A 16,832-nucleotide genomic window follows, 5' to 3' on the forward strand; every position below is an offset into this window, starting at 1 on the left:
CTTTGCCGCTCTCGAAAAACCGCGCGGCGCGATACACCCGCGTCAGTCGGCGAGGGCCGCCAGGATGCGAACCCAGGATCGTATGCCTTTGTGGAAGCTGGAGAGATCGTATTTTTCGTTCGGGCTGTGGACGCGGTTGTCGAAGCGGGCGAAGCCGACCAGCAGGGCATCGCATCCGAGCCGCCGTTTGAATTCGCCGATGATCGGGATCGAGCCTCCGGTGCCGGCAAGGGCTGCTTCGCATTGCCATTCCGTCGAAAGCGCCTGAAGCGTCCTGGTGAGAAACGGACTGTCTATCGGCATGACGGTTGCCGGCGAAAGCCCGTAATCCCTGAAGCTGACCGAACAATCTCTTGGGATTCGCTCGCGCACGTGCCGCTGGAAAGCATCGCGGATCGCGTAAGGATCCTGTCCCTCCACCAGGCGAAACGAAATCTTGGCGCTCGCCTTTGCCGGAATGACCGTCTTAAAGCCTTCGCCGGTATAGCCGCCGCTCACGCCGTTGATTTCGCAGCTCGGGCGCGCCCAGATCTGTTCGAGGACGGAACGGCCTGCCTCGCCGGCCGGATCTCTCAGGCCGATATCGCGAAGAAAGGCCTTCTCGTCGAAGGGCAGTCTCTTCCACAGCGCCTTGATGGAGTCGGGGAGTTCTTTCACGTCATCATAGAAACCCTCGACCGCGACGCTACCGTCGGCGCGCCGCAGGCTCGAAACGATATCTGACAGTACCTGCAGCGGATTGCGCGCGGCATTGCCGAACATGCCGGAATGAAGGTCTTGATCGGCGCAGGTGATCTCGATTTCCGTGCTGAAGATACCGCGCAGCATCGTCGTGACGGCAGGCGTTTCGCGATCCCACATATCCGTGTCGCAGACGAAAACCGCATCGGCCTTCAATTCTTCTGCCGTGGTATCCAGAAAGGGTGCGAGGCTCGGACTGCCGGCCTCTTCCTCACCTTCGAACAGCACGCTCACCTGCACTGGCAGTTTCCCGGTGACACTTTTCCAGGCGCGGCAGGCTTCGACGAAGGTCATCAACTGCCCCTTGTCGTCGGACGCACCGCGCGCCACGATCGCAGTGTCGCCGTTTGGCAAGGCTTCCATGCGCGGCTCGAACGGATCGCTCTTCCACAGCGCCAGCGGATCGACCGGCTGGACATCGTAATGGCCGTAGAACAGCAGATGCGGTCCGGACGCCGCCTTTTCATGGGCGACGACCATCGGATGGCCGGTCGTTTTGCGCACCGATGCTTCGAAGCCGATGTCCGTTAGGTCTCGGCTCAGCCATTCGGCGGCAGTGCGGCATTGTTCGCGATAGGCCGGATCGGTCGAGATGCTCGGAATGCGGATCAGGTCGAAAAGCCGCGCCAGGCTGTCATCGAGGCTCCGGTCCACATGGGCAAGAACGGCATCGATATGCTGATTGTTGGCACTGGTCATCGTTACTCCTCAGCGGCTCAATCTTCCGGGTCGAGAATGCAGCATTGCTCGGCCACGGGTGTCAACACGGCGGACGCGCCCGTTTCCAGCGGGTCGGACAGCGCGCCATTGGCGGTGATCTCTCCTGCGGCTGTCATGCATTTATACTGATAGGCCCGGCCGAGATAGGTGCGCGTGCCGAGCACGGCCGCGATGCCATCACCGTCACGGCTGACGGCAAGACCGTCTGCACGGCAGGCCAGTATGAAGTCGTCCTTGATTGGCCCGAATGTTTCCTGAGACAGCTGCAGCCGCGCTCCGCCCGTTGTTTCGGCGGTCACAAGCGCGCCGTTGCGCGCGGTCACCTTCATGCCGATCAGGTTCTCGAAGCCGACGAAGCGGGCGACGAAAGCGTTGGCCGGCTGGCGATACAGCACCTCCGGTGCGTCAAGCTGCATGATGCGCCCGGCATTCATGATCGCAACCCTGTCGGAGATCGAGAATGCCTCCTCCTGGTCATGGGTGACGTAAAGCGAGGTCGTGCCGTTGGCGCGCTGGAGCTGCCTGATCTCGACGCGCATGTCGATCCTGAGCTTTGCATCCAGGTTGGAAAGCGGCTCGTCGAACATCAGAAGCGGCGGCTCGATGACCAGGGCCCGGGCGAGAGCCACACGCTGTTTCTGGCCGCCTGACAGAGCCGACGGCAGGCGGTCGGCGAGGGCGGCAAGATCGACACGCTCCAGCATGGCCATCGTTCTTTTCGTCCGTTCCGGCAGGGGAATACGACGCTGCCTCAGGCCGAAGGCGACATTGTCCTGCACGCTCAGGTGAGGAAAAAGCGCGTAGTTCTGAAAGACCAGGCCGATGTCGCGCGCATGTGCGGGAAGGCCGGTCAGGTCGCGCTCGCCGAGCTTGATGCTGCCGCTGCTCGGCTGCAGAAAACCGGCCACGAGGCGCAATGTCGTCGTCTTGCCGCAGCCGCTGGAGCCGAGCAGGGAGACCAGTTCCCCGGCCATGATTGAAATCGACAGGTCCTTCAGCACCTGCGTGCTGCCGTAATGGGCGGAGATGGAATCGATGGTGAGGGATACGGTCAAGAGCGTTCTACTTTGTCAGGAAGGTGAGGCCGAGCGTGGCCTCGACGACGGCCATGACGCCGACTGTGACGAACATCAGCAGCACCGAGACCGATGCGATCGTCGGATCGAAGAACTGTTCCATATGCGCAAGGATCTGGATCGGCAGCGTCGAGATGCCCGGCCCCGTCAGGAAGACCGAAACCGACACATCGTTGATTGAGGTGATGAAGGCGAGGATGAAGGCGGCAATGACGCCGGCGCGGATGTTCGGCAGGACCACGGTCAGGAAGGTTTTCAGCGGCGGGCAGCCGAGGCTGATCGCCGCCTCCTCGACGGAAAAATCGAAGGCCGCCAGGCTGGCGCCGACGACACGCACCGAATAGGGCAGGATCAGCAGGGCATGGCCGACCAGCAGGCTGATGAAGATCGGCAGCCCGAGGCCGATCGTCACCGATTTCATCAGCGAAAAGCCGAAAACGATCTCCGGCACCAGGATCGGCAGCACGAAGATGGTGGAAAGCCAGCGCGGCAATTCCACGCGGTAGCGGTTGATCGCGTAGGCGGCCGGCACACCGATCAGCAGGGAGAGCGCCGTGCCGAAAAAAGCGACCTGCAGGCTGGTCAGCGCGGTCGTGCGGAAGGCCTCGATTTCGAAGATATTGACGAACCACCGCAATGTCAGGCCCTGCGGCGGGAAGGTCAGATAGGTCGTGTCGCTGACGGCCGCACCGATGATGATGACCAGCGGTGCGAGCAGGAAGAAGAAAACGCAGGCCGCGAAGGCGGCGAGGATCGGGTGAATGCGCCTCTCCATCACACCGCCATCGGATTGAGCCGGCGTGCAATGCGGCTCATGATGAGGACGACGCCGAGCGTCAGCACCACCATGATGGCGGCGATGGTCGATGCGCCGACCCAATCGAAGGTCACCATGGCGCGCTGGTAGAGGAAGGTCCCCATCATCATCTGCTTTTCTCCGCCGAGCAGTTGCGGTGTCGCATAGGAGGTGAAGCTGCCGGTGAAGACCAGGACCGCGCCGACGATGAGGCCGGGCGTCGCAAGCGGCAGGATCACCTGAAAGAATGTCATCAGCGGTTTCGCGCCGAGCGAGGCGGAGGCATCGATCAGATCGCGCGGGATGCCTTCAAGCACCCCGACGAGCGTCAGGATCATCAGGGGAACGAAGAGATAGACCATGGCGACGATCACCGAACCTTCGGTATAGAGCATCGAAAGCGGCTCCCCGATAATGCCGGTCGAGATCAGCATGGCGTTCAGGATGCCGTTCTTCCCGAGAATGATCAGCCATGCGAAGGATCGGACGACGACACCCGTCAGCAGCGGAAAAACTGCTGCGACGATCATGATGCTCTTCGCGCGACCGGGCATCTGCGCGATCACATAGGCCGTGATGAAACCCACAGTGAGTGAAATCGCCGTCGTGACCAGGGCGACCTCCAGCGTCCGATAAAGAACCGCCCGGCGAAAGCCGCTGCTGAAGAATGTCACATAGGGCGCAAACACGCCCTTCGGTTCCGCAAACGTCGCGGCGATGGTGATGGCGACGGGAATGATGAGAAGCACAACGACGGCAATCGTCGCCGGCATCGTCAATCCCCATCTGGCAAAATGCTTCATCTCAAAACTCGTGGCATGTCCTGATATCAGGAGCGCCGCATCTCGGGTTCGAATGTGCGGCGCTTCCAGTTCAGCTTGGCAATAAACCGGCCTCAGGCCGGATACCGCGCAGCTTATTGGCCGAAGACTTCGTTCCAGCGGTCTATCCAGTCGGCCTTGGCAGCGTTCATCTTGGCATAGTCGATGCGGGTGAGGCTGGCGACCATATCCGGGCCATAGGTCCAGATCTTCGCCTGGTCCGGCGTCAGGCTGACCTTTGTCGAGATCGGCGCATCGACGCCTTGTTCGGCTTCGGCCTGCTGGACGTCCTTTGACAGGATGAAGTTGATGAACTGATGGGCGAGTTCGACATTTTCCGAACCCTTCGGGATGTTCACGGTGTTCAGCGTGGCGATGTCGCCGTCCTTGAGCTTGGCCCATGTCATCGTCGGAACGGCCGCCTGCATCGATGCCAGGGTAAAGTCCTGGGCCAGCGCAACGCGAACTTCGCCTGTTGATATCAGGTTCACCAGCTCCGAGCCGGTGTTGTAGTTCTTGACGACATTGGGCTTAAGTGCCTCGATTTCCGAAAAGGCCTTGTCGGCGTCTTCATAGGCATCGGTGCCGCCATGCTTGCCGGCTTCCAGCACGACCAGCGGGCCGGCCGTAGTGGTGATTCCGGGCAAGGAGACGGAGCTTTTCAGATCGCCGCGCCACAGGTCGCCCCAGGCGGTGATCGGCGGATTGACCTTGGCGGAGTCGTAGACGATGCCGACGCGTCCGATCGTGTAGGCAGGCCCGTATTTGCCCTGAGGCGCCTTGCCCAGCTCGTAGATATCCGCAAGGTTGGGGATCTTCGACGCGTCGACTTCCTGGAACAATCCCTGTTCGATGCCGAGCTGCGAGAAGCTGTCGGTGAGATAGATGACATCGACGCCTTTGCCATCGCGCAATTTCAGCTTGTTGAGCCGGTCGGCATTGTTGCCGGTCTCGAACACGATCTCGCAGCCGCAGATCTTCTTGAAGGGCGTGATGATGTTCGCATTCATCTTCTCGCCGTTATAGCCCCACCAGGAGATGGTCAGCGTCTTCGATTGCGCCTGTGCCGCCGCGGTGCTGCCGACGGCGGCAAGCAGCGCAAGAGACAGGATTCGGGCAAAACGGCTGGCCTTCATGAGCAATGTCCTTCTGTGAAAAACGGCGTTGATAATCGGGATCATACCCCCTGGATTTTAGGGATACTATTTTTTGATCGGTCGGGTCGCAAGCTCAATACTTGGGCAAATACGCTCTTGTGCCGAGAATTTTCCAAGACCGGAGCATCGCTTTACACATCGGCGTGTGGTCTTTACGGTCCGGCGGTTCCAGCTTCTCACGGGCATTTCATTCATGGCCACTTCGCGCACTGCTCTTCCCGACGATCTGCTGATCAACGCGTCCGACGAGGTGCTGACGCGCCAGGATCTCGTGCTGACGGCGCTCGGACGCCGGCCCGCCGACAGGCTGTTGCGCGTGGGAAGGTTGCTCGATGTCCATTCGAGGACATGGCTTGACGATCAGGAGATCGTCATCAAGGGCCGCCGCATCGCTTACGTCGGCCCCGCCGGCAGTTACGAAGGCGAAGTGAACGAGCGGTTCTCCGAGCCGGATCTTAAGGCGGTGCCGGGCTTCGGCGAGGCACACAAACATATCGAAAGCTCCCATCTGACGCCGGAATGGGAGGCGGCTTTGGTGATGCCGCATGGCGTGACCTGGACATGCGAGGCGAGCCACGAATTTTCCAACGTCAACGGCGCCCGCAATCTGGAATTCTGGCTGGAAGCGCGCCGGCGCGGATCGCCGATGAAAATCTTTCCCCTGCCTGGCTCCGCCGTCCCTCCGACCGCCTATGAATGGGGTGGCGGCTGGTTCGGCTACGACGAGCAGAAGGCCTTCCTTTCCGAAAGCCTGATGGTCGCCGGGCTCGACGAGGTCATGGACTGGCCGTCCATATCCGATCCCGGCAATCCCTCCTACGATCGGCTGTGGGGCATGATCGGCGCGACCTTCGAGCAGCGCGGTGTGGTCGAAGGCCACGGTGCCGGACTGCGCGACATCGCCTCGATCAATGCCTTTGCCGCGGCAGGTCTCGCCTCCGATCACGAAGGCTGGTTTCTCGATGAAATCTGGCAGAAACTTCTCCACGGCCTTTTCATCGAGCTCAGGCCGCATTCCCTGCCGGAGGTCATCCGCGGTCTGATCGACAAGGGACTGACGGACTGGTCGCAGATCGCCCTGGTGACCGACGATCGCAGCGCCTCGGACACACTGAAAATCGGTGCGACCGACCACAATGTCCGGCTCGCCATTGAAAACGGCCTTGCGCCGGAGGTTGCCATCCAGTGCGTCACCCTCAATCCGGCACGCCATATGCGGCTGACGCCTTGGGTCGGATCGATCGCGCCGGGCCGCTTCGCCGATATTGTTCTTCTCAGCGACGTCGCCAGCCTGTCGATCGAAAAGGTATGGGCCGACGGGCGTCCTGTGTCCGAGGGCGCGACATTCATTGGCGTGCGTCCCGAAATCGACTGGCCGCAATGGGCGACGCGGACCGTGAAAATAGACCGGACGGTCACGGCTGACGATTTCCGCATCGAGGCGCCGACGAACCGGACGACGGTGAACGCAGCACTTTTGCGGCCGTTTCACTGGCACGACGATTTCATTACCATGGAATTGCCGGTGGAAGAGGGCGCCGTGCAGCGGGATCCCGCGCGCAATGTCACCAAATTCTCGATTGTCGACCGGTTCTCCGGGGAGGCCAAGGTCTCCAGGATGTTTTGGCTGGGCACCGGGCCGCGCACGCCGGAGACGGCGCTTGCCTCCACGCTCGGGCACGACAAGCACAATATCTGGACGGTCGGCTCATCGGACGAGGCGATGGCGATATCAGTCAATGCCCTGAACGAGCAGCAGGGCGGCTGGGTGCTGATATCCGCCGGCAAGATTCTCGCCCGCGTCCGCTACGAAATCGGCGGCCTGATGACGGCGCGTTCGGCCGAAGTTCTCGATGCGGAGATGCAGGCTCTTTATGCCGCCGGTGCCGGGATCGACTGGATGTACGAGCCGACATTTTCGCCTCGATGGTGGCCGGGATTTCCCGAGCGCCTGTCGTTTGCGACGCTGACCTGTTCGCCCTGGCGCTGGGTGCTGGTCGCGCCCTCGGAGCTGGCGCCGCAGGGGTTCGTGAACGTGCTCACCGGCAAAACCCATCCGATTGTCTGGTGACATTGCCGCCCGCTAAATTTCCACCTGATTGATCTTCTTACTGCAACAAATAGAAAGCATTAACCATAGTCCCGTAGACAACGAACAGGATCAAAGGAACCTGTGTTCGATGGCTACTGAAATGACCCGCCGGCCTGCCGGCGCCAATGAAGGCAAGATTATTGCCTTTCCCGCTGGAACCGGAACTGCCAACATTGAGCGCTGCGCGCGCGAACTCGGCCGGCGGCATGGCGCAGATGCGATAGAATTCTGGAAGGCCGAATGCCGCAGGCTTGCCGATCAGCTTCTGGCGGCCGGTATGCCGGAGAGCGAAGTCGGTCAGCGGGTGCTGCAGTTTCAGCAAGATGTCCAGAGCGAACTCGTCTTCAGCCATCAAAACGGACCACTGCCCAAGTCTCAAAACCGATAGTGGCGATCTTCGGGGACGTCTGCCGAATCTGAGTGGTCGTCCTATCCCTCTTCGTAAACCGCCTCCGGCGGCAACGCGAGCAGGCGGTCCGCCATCTCCTGCTTTAGCCAGGCGAGACGCTCCTCTTCCTGGGGTGTCCGGTCGGGCTTGCGGCCGAGCATGATGAATTCCTCGCGGACATGGCCGTCGCACAGTTGCAGGGTGACGGTGCGGCCACGATAGCTGAGCTCGAAGACGTAGCGGGCGAGGATATCGCCGCGCTCCGGCCGATCGAGCAAGGGGTCGACGCTATAGCGCCCTTCCGTCAATGCGCGTGTCACCATTTCGAAGGCGTCACGCCCGCCCGGGCCGCGAAAGGCCGTGCGGATCGAAATTTCGCGGCGCTCCGGCGGTCCGTCGGCGCTGAGCAGCGGAAAGGCGCGCTCCATCACCTTGAAGGCATGGGCGACACCACCGGGAAAACCATAGCCGTGATAATGCATGATGTCGGCGAAGCCGTAGGCAAGCGGCTTGCCGTCTTCGAGGACTTCGATCTTCGTTTCGTTCATTCCGATTTTCCCTTGTCCAGTTCCTTGCGCATCCAGGGAAGGAAACCATCCAGGAAGCGCGTCGTCGCCGGCATGAAATGCGATCCGTGGTGGAAGCAGGGGTCGAGGCTGGTGATCACCATGCGCCCCGCCGTCGTGACCTCGTCTACATAGAGGATCGGCTTGCCTTCCTCGTTCACTGCCAGAACCTCGACGCCCTCTGGTGGAGCGAACCAGCCATGAAGGTGCCAGGTCAGATCGTCCTGCCTGAGATGTTCGAACAGCGAATGGCCGGGTGCTGCGATCCTGACGCCGAGATCGGCGCCCTCGGTCAGCCACCACCACCAGTTTGTCGGTTGCGGCGTGAAATGGATCGCCGGCAGGAACGCTTCCCATGCCGTCTCGCCGGTCGCAACGATCGTGCCGCCCTGGTCGAGATAGGCGCGCAGCTGCGCCGCATGCGGCGCCATCCGGTCCGCCGGCGTCCGGCAGGGAATGAACAGCACCTGGTGTTCGCTGAGTTCGACCGAGGGCAGCTCCTCCGGGCGCACCAGCCTGTCGAAATGATGCCGGTAACGCGGCGCTTCCAGCGTCTCGATGTGGTAGTAGGCGCCGGGATGGATCGCGAGCACGCTCATCGGTTCAGCTCCCCCGCCAGCCAGGCGACAACACGGCCGGCCAGTTGCTTTTTGATGTCGGGATCGTCTCCGCAGCCCCAGAACTCGTTTCCGGCATGCGACAATATTTCTCCGCCCGCCGGCCGCGCCCAGATCCAGTCGACGGGAACCGCAGCCGGTCCCAACGTATTGATCGCAACGGCGCCTGATGGCATCGGGTTGTGTCCGCGGCCGTAGAAACCGGCGACGCCGCGGTTCGTTTCCAGCATCCTCTGGTCGATGCCGGCAAAAACAGGATGATCGAATTGCCTGACCTGTACGAAGTCGGCTCTTTTCGGCTGCGGCATCGGGATATAGGCGCCGAGTTCCGGCAGGATCGGCCGAAGCATGTGGCCGCTGAAGATCCACCGGCCGCCTCGGTCGAGGAAGGACGCCACCGCCGGCGCGTATCTGAGGAAGCCGACCTGATCGAGATGGGTGGTGGTGATGAGGCCGCTTACGGCGGCGAAATGCGCCTCGGTCAGCTCCATCTCGCGTACGGTGATCAGCTTGCCCTGCGCGGTCGCCTCGGCGAAAGCCGGCGGGCTCATGCCGAAAGGGTCTTGATAATGCGATTGGATCAGAAGGATGCTCATGCGGCGCAAATTCCTGCAAAGGCGGGCAGAACCGCCTGATGCCTGTCGCCTGTCGGGCCGATAAGCTCGACCACCCGCATCGGGACACCGTAAAGCCGTTCCAGATGTTCCGGCGTGATCGCCTCCGCGACTGGACCGAACAGCGATTGACCATCCGGCATCATCAGCAGCGCATCGTCGGCGGCGGCAAGCGCATGGTTCGGATCATGCGTCGTGAAGGCGATCGCCTTGTCGCGCGGTTCGCGCAGGCTTTTGAGCAGGTTCAGCAGCCGCTCCTGGTTGCGAAGGTCGAGTGCCGCCGCCGGCTCGTCGAGGACGATCGCCTGCGACCCGGTGGCGATCGCTCGCGCCAGAAGCACGAGTTGCCGTTCGCCGCCGGAAAGCCGGTCGAAGAAATGATCGGCAAAGCGGGCCGCTCCCGCCCGCTCGAGTGCTGAATGGGCAATCTCGAAATCGGAAGGTCCCGGTTGCCCGAACAGGCCGAGATGCGCTGCCCGCCCCATGACGGCGACGTCGATGGCGCGGTAGCGCTGGTTGCTGCTTCCGGTCTGCGGGACGTAGCCGACGATGGCGGGCGCGACGCGGCCGCCTTCGTCCAGCCGCTGAAAGCCGAGCATGGCTTTCAGCGTGGTCGTCTTGCCACGTCCGTTGGGGCCAAGAATGGCGAGCGACCGCCCGACGGGAACAGAGAAACTCAGGCGGTCGAGGATGGTGCGCGGCCCGAACCTGACGACCGCATCCGTCAATCCGATCATGATCCGGTCCTTTCGCGATAGTGATGGCGCAGGAGAGCCGCAAAGATCGGCGCGCCGACAAGGGCGGTGATGACGCCGAGCGGGATTTCCGCGGCCGTCGCCGTGCGGGCGAGGGTGTCGATGCAGACCATGAATCCTGCGCCGAGCACGGCGGCTGCCGGCAGCAGCGCGCGGTGATCATGGCCGACCAGCAGGCGGGCGGCGTGGGGAATGACGATGCCGATCCAGCCGATGATGCCCGAAACCGCGACCTGGCTGCCGACGATGACGGCGATGAGGCAGAAGACCAGCCATCTCTCGCGTATCGTATTGGCGCCGAGGCTGCGGGCTTCGGCTTCGTCGAGCGACAGGATGTTGAGCCGGAAGCGGAGCATCCACAGGAAGCAGCTTCCGAGGATGAGGCCGGGTGCCGCCACCAGCGTGCGTTCCCAGGTGGCTGTCGCAAAGGACCCCATCAGCCAGTAGACGATGGCGGGAAGGGACGTATTGGGATCGGCGATGAACTGCAGCAGCGAGACGACCGCCGAGAACATCGAGCTGATGACCAGCCCCGACAGGATCACGGTGACCGTTTCCGACCGGCCGTTGATGCGCGAGAGCAGCCCCACCAGGATGACGGCCACCATGCCGCAGAGGAACACCATGGCAATCAGCGGAAATCCCCAGATGCCGAGCATGATCGCCAGCGCGCCGCCGAAGGCGGCACCCTGGGAAATGCCCAGTATGTCTGGCGAAACCAGCGGATTTCGAAACACGCCCTGAAGGCCGGCGCCCGAGATCGCAAGCCCGGCGCCGGCAAGTGCAGCAAGCACGACACGCGGCGCACGCACCAGCAGCACGATGCGTTCGTCGATCCCGGCAAGCTCCCGCGAGGGATCGCTGATCCCTTGCCAGATCAGTTCCAGCGCGCGTCCAGCCGGCACGGAGAACCGTCCGACGCAGAGGCTGACGGTGAAGGCGATCACTAGCAGCGCCAGCAGCAACGTGAAGACCAGTGTCTGCCTGGCGAGGTGAATCCGGCGGGCAGCCGGCGCCGTCTCCTCCTGCGTTATCGTCGCCATGACGTCACTTCGCCTCGAACTGCGCGTAGTCGGCGGCAGCGCCCTGTTCCTTCAGCCAAAGGATATTGTCGATATCGCTATCGGCCAGGTCGTAGTTGTAAAGCGTCTTGTAGGCCGTCTTCATTTCCGTCCGCAGGTCGTATTTGAAGATCTGGGGATGGAGCAGGTTGGCCGTCCACATCCAGGACAACGGCGATTCCTGGCTCGGCGGATCCCAGCGATAGCCGCCGAGCGGCATCTTGTAGACCCGCTTGGATTTGGCGGCATTGGTCAGAGACAGGATCGGATCGTTATAGACCCAGTCGACATTCAGCTTTGCCTCGAATGCATTGAGGAAGATGACGTCGGGGTTCCACGCTGCGATCTGTTCCTTGTTCACCGAGACCGTGCCGTTGAGTTCGTCCGAGGCGTTTCTCCCGCCCGCAAGCTCGATGGACCAGGCATTGTAATTGCCCTTGGTGCCGGAGGCGCTGATATCGGAGAGCGCACGGCCGAGGTAGAGAACATTCGGCTTCTTGTCATCGGGGATAGCAGTCGTCTTGGCCTCGATATCCTTCTGGACGCGATCACGCCATTCCACCAGTTCGTCGATCCGCTCCGGCTTGCCGATCGCGTTTGCGGCCATGGTCATATAATCGCGGGTCAGCTCTTCCGTGCCATAGAGGATCAGCATCGTGGTGAGCCCGGCATTGGTGATGGGTGCGACGATATCGGCGCCGCGATCGCCCCATTGGATGACGAGATCGGGATTGGCGGCGGTGAGCGCCTCGACATTAGGCACGAAATTCGGCGCCGTCACATCAGACGAAATATCCTTCGCCTCGGGGAAGATCTTTCCGAGAATCCCTTCGACCACGGCGCTCTTTGCCGTCGGGTTCATCCCAATGAGCTTCCGGGTGCTGCCATCCAGCGCGATGACGGTGGAAGCCATTGGGATGACGATCGAGACGACACGTTCGGCAGCCTTTGCCAGCCGCACCTCGTGGTTCCCCTGATCCTTGAAGACGATCTCTTCGGCAAAAGCTGCAGGTGCCAACAGCGCGGCGGCAAGTGCAGCCGCCATGCGGCGGCGCGAAGCAGTTGTGATGAAAAGCGAAAGCGGAACCATGGTGTCTCCCCGTATGACGATGAGCGCCATTCCTATTCCGCGTATTTATTCTTGTCTACAAATCTCCACTTTAATTAGCGATATGACTACCGCATCAGCCCAGCGGACCGGAGGGCATCTTCAATGACCTTCTGAATGCCGCCCCGGTCGCTGCCCGCGCCGAATGGGCCTGCGGCGTTTTCCGGTTGCGCAGCCGAGGGTTTTGCGTCGCGCCGTTTTTCAAATGAGGGGACCAGACCCCAGGACCTGGCAGTTTCGACGGTCGATGAAATTCCGACGTCAAGCATGAAGGGGCCGCTTGCGCCGTAGCCGGTGTCGACATCGAGCGGCGTGCCGTGATCCATCCCGGCAATCGTATACAGCTCGATTACATCGACACCGTGAGCATCGGTCCAGACCTTTCGCTGGTGTCGTCCGATATCTGCGACGCGCCCCGGCGATGCGTCGACGCCGTGGATATTTCTCCATTGCTCCACGATCGCATTTGCATTGGATGGCACGACGGTTCTGTCTGCGCTCCCCTGCCAGAGCGATAATGTCGGCCATGGGCCTTTGTGCCCTGAAGCGTTTCTCAATCGCAGTTCAAGCTCCTTGGCAGTTGGGCTGCCGTGACCGCGCATTCGGTCGAATGCCTCGGGAATGGTCCCGGCACTTGCATATGGCAGGCCCGCGATGATCGCGCCGCCCGCAAAAATCTCGGGATAGGTGGCGAGCATGGCTGCGGCCATGGCGCCGCCGGCCGAAAGCCCGGTCACGAACACGCGCCTGCCGTCGATACCGTGTTCCGCAACGACCTTTGCGATCATCTGGCGAATGGAAAATACCTCGCCGTGATCGCGGCTTATGTCCTCCGGGTTAAACCAATTGAAGCAGAGGTTTGGATTGTTTGCCCGCCGTTGCTCGGGAAACAGCAGCGCGAAGCCGTAGTCCTCGGCCAATCGCGACCAACCGGACCCGATATCGTACCCGGCGGCAGTCTGGGTGCAGCCGTGCAGGACGACGACCAGGGCCAGGTTTTTCCCGCGCTTCGACGGCAAATAGGTGTAGCCCCCCAAGGCGCCGGGGTTTGAGCCAAACGCATCCAAGGCGACTAGGTCGGGGTTGTTCTGCGTGGGTTGGGCGCGAAGGGTTCCTCGCAGCGCAGCAAGGCGTGCGAGCGTGTCCGACATAGATTTCATGAAAGTCTCCGCCAATCAGCAGCCGGGATGGCGGTGATGCTGAACTAAACGCGTCAATCTACGAAAAGGTTGCTGCGGTGCACAATGTTTTTCGTACCATCGAGCTTCTCAATACACTCTGCCCGTGTGCTCATTTCAGCAGTCAGCGGGCCATGAACATTTTGATCCTGAATGTAGGCGAAAGATCCCAAGACCTGCGGAAAAGCTGCGAACGTCTTCGCCATGACTTCTGATTACAAATCAGCCGGAACAGGGTGCCTGACCGGCGCCCTTGATCGATCTCCACTGGGAACGGGACGGTCGACGCCACGTCGCTCGCGCCGCCACTGCCCCGGCGCCACGCCGGTCGCAGCTTTAAAAGCGCGGCTGAGGGCGATGTCGGTGCCATAGCCGGTCTGCGCGGCCGCCGCTGAGATTGAGTGGCCGGCGGCGAGAATGAGTTTCGCACGATAAATGCGCCAAGTCGTGATGTAGGTCAGCGGCGGCACTCCGACGACCGACTTGAACAGCACTGCAAAGGTGGAGCGCGACATCCCCACATCGCGGGCGAGCTGCTCCAGCGTCCACGGGTGCGCCAGATCGGCATGAATCCGGTGCAGCGTTTGCGCCAACTGGCGATGGGTCAGTCCGGCGAGCCAGCCCTCGGGCATATTCCCCTCCGAACTGGCCCAGCTTCGGATCGCTTGGATGAACAGCACGTCGAGCAGCCTGCCGACGACATAGGAGCCGCCAAGCGACGCCTGCGCCTCCTCTTTTCCGATCTGTTCGAGGATCGAGACCATCCGCCCTGCGTCGGACTTCGCCATGGCGACATGAACAACATCGGGCAACAGCGCCGACAAGGGCTCGCCCGCAGCGTGGTCGAACGTAAACAGGGTCGAGAAGAACTCGCACGCTTCGCCGTCTCCACCGAAGGACACCGTCTCGCCCGTCACATGGTCGGCAATCTGCCAGCAGGGCACTGCGACCCGGTCCGGAGCGTCGCCCAATATGCCCATGACCCCCTGCTTGATGATGAGGCAGTCGCCTTCCTCGACAACGACCGGGGGGTGGCCGACTTGGGTGAACCAGCCCCGGCCCTTAGCGATGACGATCAGCCGCGCCTGACCGCCGCTATCGAACGACATCGCCCATGGTGCATGAGCACGCATGCGGACGAAGAGCGAGCTTTGGAGCTGCATGGCGCTGAGGACGGAATCGAAGGGGTCCATGGGAATCTCGGACGATAGGTTATAAAATGCATACTCCACGTAATAGATGATCCCGTCAATCTCCACCATATCACTTACACAATCTGGAGGTTGCGCATGAAGATCTATCGTTTGCAGAAAATCGGCTCCGTCAACGGCCTGGAGTTACGCGAAGAGCCCACGCCAAGTCCCGGTCCGGGCGAAGTCCTCGTTAACATCAAGGCGACCTCGCTCAATTTCCGCGACCTCACGATCATCAACGGCTGGTCGCCCTTTCCGCTCGAAGAAGGGCGGGTGCAGCTGTCCGACGCCGCCGGGATCGTCGAGGCGGTCGGCTCGGGGGTCGTCCGTTTCGCGGTTGGCGACCGGGTGGCGAACAATTTCATGCCGGGCTGGCATGCGGGACCATTTCGTGAATTTGTGCCCCAATATGGCACCCAGATTGATGGCTGGATGGCCGAATATCGCACCGTCGACCAGAACGAGCTGGTCGCCATTCCCGATTCGATCAGCTTCGACGATGCCGCGACTCTGCCATGCGCCGCCGTCACCGGGTGGAATGCGGTCGCCGGCGTCGGTCCGCAGCACCGCGTGCTGACGCAGGGAACCGGAGGTGTGTCGTTGTTCGCGCTGCAGTTCGCCAAGGCGCGCGGCGCGGAAGTGATCGCGACGACCTCGTCGAACGAGAAGGCGGAGCGTCTGCGCGCACTCGGCGCCGACCATGTGATCAACTACGCCGAGAATCCCGATTGGGGCGAGCTAGCCAAGGCGCTCACCGGCGGGCGTGGCGTCGACCGCGTGGTCGAGGTTGGCGGCCCCGGCACATTCGCCCAGTCGTTGAAAGCGGTGGCACTTAGCGGCCAGGTGTCGATGGTGGGAGTGCTGTCGCAGGGGGAGATGCCCGCCTACCTCGACATGTTCCTCACCTTCGCGCGGTTCCAGACGATCGCCACCGGCAATCGTCTGGATCTGGAAGACGTGATCGCCGCCGTCGCGCAGAATGGCATCCGCCCGGTGATCGACAGCCGCTTCACGCTCGCCGACGGCAAAGCCGCATTCGAGCATTTCGGCAAACGCAACGTGTTCGGCAAGGTCGTCATCACCAATGAGGGCTGAGAGATCTGCACCCCAGGGCGGTATATATCGCCCAGAAAGCAATCTAACCGCGCAGTTCCGACGCGCTTTATCCCACCTTCTCATCACATGGAGCATACGAAATGGCAAAACTGACTGACAAGGTCGCCGTGATCACCGGCGGCGGGAGCGGCATCGGCCTGGCGTCAGCCAAGCTCTTCGCCCAGGAAGGCGCAACGGTCGTCATCGTCGGGCGCAATAAGGATGCGCTCGACAAAGCCGCCGCCGAAATCGGCGGCAGCGCGGCGGCGATCGTCGCGGATGTCGCGGACCTGGACGCGCTGGACGCGCTCTATGCGGAGGTCGGCAAGCGTTTCGGCAGGATCGACGTGATCTTTGCCAACGCGGGCGTCAACAATCTCGCGCCGTTCGAGGCGGTAACGGTTGAGGATTTCGACACCCAGTTCAACGCCAATGTTCGCGGTCTCTTCTTCACCGTGCAGAAGGCGCTGCCGCTGCTCAGCGATGGGGCATCGGTGATTCTCAACGCCTCTGTGGCGCATGGCAAGGGTACCCCGATGCACTCGGTCTATGCGGCGACCAAGGCGGCCGTACGGTCCTTTGCACGCAGTTGGACGACCGACCTCAAACATCGGAAGATTCGCGTCAACTCGCTCAGCCCCGGGCTGGTCGAGACTCCGATCTTCGGCAAGCTGGGCGTCCCGGCCGAGGCCATCAAGGAAGGGCTACCCGCGATGCTTGCCCAGATGCCGATGGGCCGGGTCGGCAGGCCGGAAGAGGCGGCCACCGTCGCGCTGTTCCTGGCAAGCGCAGACAGTTCGTTCGTGACCGGCATCGACCTTCCCGTCGATGGTGGAATGGGACAGGTATAAGCT

At 61.9% G+C, this 16,832-nt stretch carries 17 protein-coding genes; 4 read left to right on the forward strand and 13 right to left on the reverse strand.

Translation table 11 applies throughout. From position 1 onward, the window contains the following. Positions 1 to 42: 42 nt before the first annotated feature. The 5 genes from ACM5SV_RS17945 to ACM5SV_RS17965 all read right to left on the reverse strand — a co-directional run bounded on the left by ACM5SV_RS17945 (position 43) and on the right by ACM5SV_RS17965 (position 5,290). A complete protein-coding gene (locus tag ACM5SV_RS17945) occupies positions 43 to 1,440 on the reverse strand; it encodes a dipeptidase (protein ID WP_017993738.1) in 1,398 nt (465 codons plus the stop codon). A 17-nt stretch (positions 1,441 to 1,457) separates the two neighbouring features. Further along, the gene (locus tag ACM5SV_RS17950) at positions 1,458 to 2,516 is read right to left on the reverse strand and encodes an ABC transporter ATP-binding protein (RefSeq protein WP_222015708.1); all 1,059 of its coding nucleotides are present in this window, start codon (positions 2,514 to 2,516) and stop codon (positions 1,458 to 1,460) included. 7 nt (positions 2,517 to 2,523) lie between these two features. Continuing rightward, positions 2,524 to 3,315 carry an ABC transporter permease gene (locus ACM5SV_RS17955; protein ID WP_130668054.1) on the reverse strand — a complete coding sequence of 264 codons (792 nt, stop codon included), beginning with the start codon at positions 3,313 to 3,315 and terminating at the stop codon, positions 2,524 to 2,526. Then, positions 3,312 to 4,136 carry an ABC transporter permease gene (locus tag ACM5SV_RS17960; RefSeq protein ID WP_003538905.1) on the reverse strand — a complete coding sequence of 275 codons (825 nt, stop codon included), beginning with the start codon at positions 4,134 to 4,136 and terminating at the stop codon, positions 3,312 to 3,314. The genes ACM5SV_RS17955 and ACM5SV_RS17960 overlap by 4 nt, the downstream gene beginning before the upstream one ends. A gap of 113 nt (positions 4,137 to 4,249) precedes the next feature. Beyond that, entirely contained in the window at positions 4,250 to 5,290 is a 1,041-nt protein-coding gene (locus ACM5SV_RS17965; RefSeq protein WP_128405734.1) for an ABC transporter substrate-binding protein, read from the reverse strand. A 73-nt stretch (positions 5,291 to 5,363) separates the two neighbouring features. Between ACM5SV_RS17965 and ACM5SV_RS17970 the strand changes: the two genes are divergently transcribed. Next, on the forward strand, positions 5,364 to 7,382 hold the full coding sequence (locus tag ACM5SV_RS17970) for an adenine deaminase (RefSeq protein WP_222015710.1): 2,019 nt from the start codon (positions 5,364 to 5,366) through the stop codon (positions 7,380 to 7,382). A 109-nt stretch (positions 7,383 to 7,491) separates the two neighbouring features. Further along, positions 7,492 to 7,791 (forward strand): DUF6074 family protein, encoded by a 300-nt coding sequence (locus ACM5SV_RS17975; protein ID WP_017993743.1) that lies wholly within the window; start codon positions 7,492 to 7,494, stop codon positions 7,789 to 7,791. 41 nt (positions 7,792 to 7,832) lie between these two features. Here the strand turns inward: ACM5SV_RS17975 and ACM5SV_RS17980 are convergent, their stop codons facing one another. The 8 genes from ACM5SV_RS17980 to ACM5SV_RS18015 all read right to left on the reverse strand — a co-directional run bounded on the left by ACM5SV_RS17980 (position 7,833) and on the right by ACM5SV_RS18015 (position 14,952). Then, positions 7,833 to 8,339, reverse strand: a complete 507-nt coding sequence (locus ACM5SV_RS17980) for a hypothetical protein (protein WP_017993744.1) — start codon at positions 8,337 to 8,339, stop codon at positions 7,833 to 7,835. Next, positions 8,336 to 8,956, reverse strand: a complete 621-nt coding sequence (locus tag ACM5SV_RS17985; protein ID WP_003538914.1) for a hypothetical protein — start codon at positions 8,954 to 8,956, stop codon at positions 8,336 to 8,338. Before ACM5SV_RS17985 ends, ACM5SV_RS17980 begins: the two co-directional genes overlap by 4 nt. Beyond that, positions 8,953 to 9,570, reverse strand: a complete 618-nt coding sequence (locus ACM5SV_RS17990; RefSeq protein ID WP_017993746.1) for a hypothetical protein — start codon at positions 9,568 to 9,570, stop codon at positions 8,953 to 8,955. Before ACM5SV_RS17990 ends, ACM5SV_RS17985 begins: the two co-directional genes overlap by 4 nt. Beyond that, positions 9,567 to 10,325, reverse strand: coding sequence for an ABC transporter ATP-binding protein (locus ACM5SV_RS17995; protein WP_017993747.1), 759 nt, complete (start codon positions 10,323 to 10,325; stop codon positions 9,567 to 9,569). Before ACM5SV_RS17995 ends, ACM5SV_RS17990 begins: the two co-directional genes overlap by 4 nt. Further along, a complete protein-coding gene (locus ACM5SV_RS18000) occupies positions 10,322 to 11,386 on the reverse strand; it encodes a FecCD family ABC transporter permease (protein WP_029873068.1) in 1,065 nt (354 codons plus the stop codon). Before ACM5SV_RS18000 ends, ACM5SV_RS17995 begins: the two co-directional genes overlap by 4 nt. A 4-nt stretch (positions 11,387 to 11,390) precedes the next feature. Continuing rightward, positions 11,391 to 12,524 (reverse strand): ABC transporter substrate-binding protein, encoded by a 1,134-nt coding sequence (locus ACM5SV_RS18005; RefSeq protein WP_222015712.1) that lies wholly within the window; start codon positions 12,522 to 12,524, stop codon positions 11,391 to 11,393. Between the two features lie 56 nt (positions 12,525 to 12,580). Continuing rightward, positions 12,581 to 13,672 (reverse strand): PHB depolymerase family esterase, encoded by a 1,092-nt coding sequence (locus ACM5SV_RS18010; protein ID WP_222015714.1) that lies wholly within the window; start codon positions 13,670 to 13,672, stop codon positions 12,581 to 12,583. A gap of 233 nt (positions 13,673 to 13,905) precedes the next feature. Beyond that, positions 13,906 to 14,952 carry an AraC family transcriptional regulator gene (locus tag ACM5SV_RS18015; RefSeq protein ID WP_012757215.1) on the reverse strand — a complete coding sequence of 349 codons (1,047 nt, stop codon included), beginning with the start codon at positions 14,950 to 14,952 and terminating at the stop codon, positions 13,906 to 13,908. A gap of 27 nt (positions 14,953 to 14,979) precedes the next feature. On the opposite strand from ACM5SV_RS18015, the gene ACM5SV_RS18020 reads away from it, so the two are divergent. After that, on the forward strand, positions 14,980 to 15,978 hold the full coding sequence (locus tag ACM5SV_RS18020; RefSeq protein WP_221991969.1) for a zinc-dependent alcohol dehydrogenase family protein: 999 nt from the start codon (positions 14,980 to 14,982) through the stop codon (positions 15,976 to 15,978). Positions 15,979 to 16,079: 101 nt separating this feature from the next. Further along, positions 16,080 to 16,829, forward strand: a complete 750-nt coding sequence (locus tag ACM5SV_RS18025) for an SDR family oxidoreductase (RefSeq protein WP_012757217.1) — start codon at positions 16,080 to 16,082, stop codon at positions 16,827 to 16,829. Positions 16,830 to 16,832 lie beyond the last annotated feature (3 nt).

The organism is Rhizobium sp. CRRU65, from assembly GCF_048551595.1.
In the GTDB taxonomy this organism is placed as follows: Bacteria; Pseudomonadota; Alphaproteobacteria; order Rhizobiales; family Rhizobiaceae; genus Rhizobium; species Rhizobium leguminosarum_J.

Coding starts and splice junctions, on each gene's coding strand:
- ACM5SV_RS18010 (WP_222015714.1), bottom strand. CDS start 13,672: ATGAAATCTATGTCGGACACGCTCGCACGCCTTGCTGCGCTGCGAGGA.
- ACM5SV_RS18005 (WP_222015712.1), bottom strand. CDS start 12,524: ATGGCGCTCATCGTCATACGGGGAGACACCATGGTTCCGCTTTCGCTT.
- ACM5SV_RS18025 (WP_012757217.1), top strand. CDS start 16,080: ATGGCAAAACTGACTGACAAGGTCGCCGTGATCACCGGCGGCGGGAGC.
- ACM5SV_RS18000 (WP_029873068.1), bottom strand. CDS start 11,386: ATGGCGACGATAACGCAGGAGGAGACGGCGCCGGCTGCCCGCCGGATT.
- ACM5SV_RS17985 (WP_003538914.1), bottom strand. CDS start 8,956: ATGAGCGTGCTCGCGATCCATCCCGGCGCCTACTACCACATCGAGACG.
- ACM5SV_RS17980 (WP_017993744.1), bottom strand. CDS start 8,339: ATGAACGAAACGAAGATCGAAGTCCTCGAAGACGGCAAGCCGCTTGCC.
- ACM5SV_RS17975 (WP_017993743.1), top strand. CDS start 7,492: ATGGCTACTGAAATGACCCGCCGGCCTGCCGGCGCCAATGAAGGCAAG.
- ACM5SV_RS17995 (WP_017993747.1), bottom strand. CDS start 10,325: ATGATCGGATTGACGGATGCGGTCGTCAGGTTCGGGCCGCGCACCATC.
- ACM5SV_RS18015 (WP_012757215.1), bottom strand. CDS start 14,952: ATGGTGGAGATTGACGGGATCATCTATTACGTGGAGTATGCATTTTAT.
- ACM5SV_RS17945 (WP_017993738.1), bottom strand. CDS start 1,440: ATGACCAGTGCCAACAATCAGCATATCGATGCCGTTCTTGCCCATGTG.
- ACM5SV_RS18020 (WP_221991969.1), top strand. CDS start 14,980: ATGAAGATCTATCGTTTGCAGAAAATCGGCTCCGTCAACGGCCTGGAG.
- ACM5SV_RS17960 (WP_003538905.1), bottom strand. CDS start 4,136: ATGAAGCATTTTGCCAGATGGGGATTGACGATGCCGGCGACGATTGCC.
- ACM5SV_RS17965 (WP_128405734.1), bottom strand. CDS start 5,290: ATGAAGGCCAGCCGTTTTGCCCGAATCCTGTCTCTTGCGCTGCTTGCC.
- ACM5SV_RS17990 (WP_017993746.1), bottom strand. CDS start 9,570: ATGAGCATCCTTCTGATCCAATCGCATTATCAAGACCCTTTCGGCATG.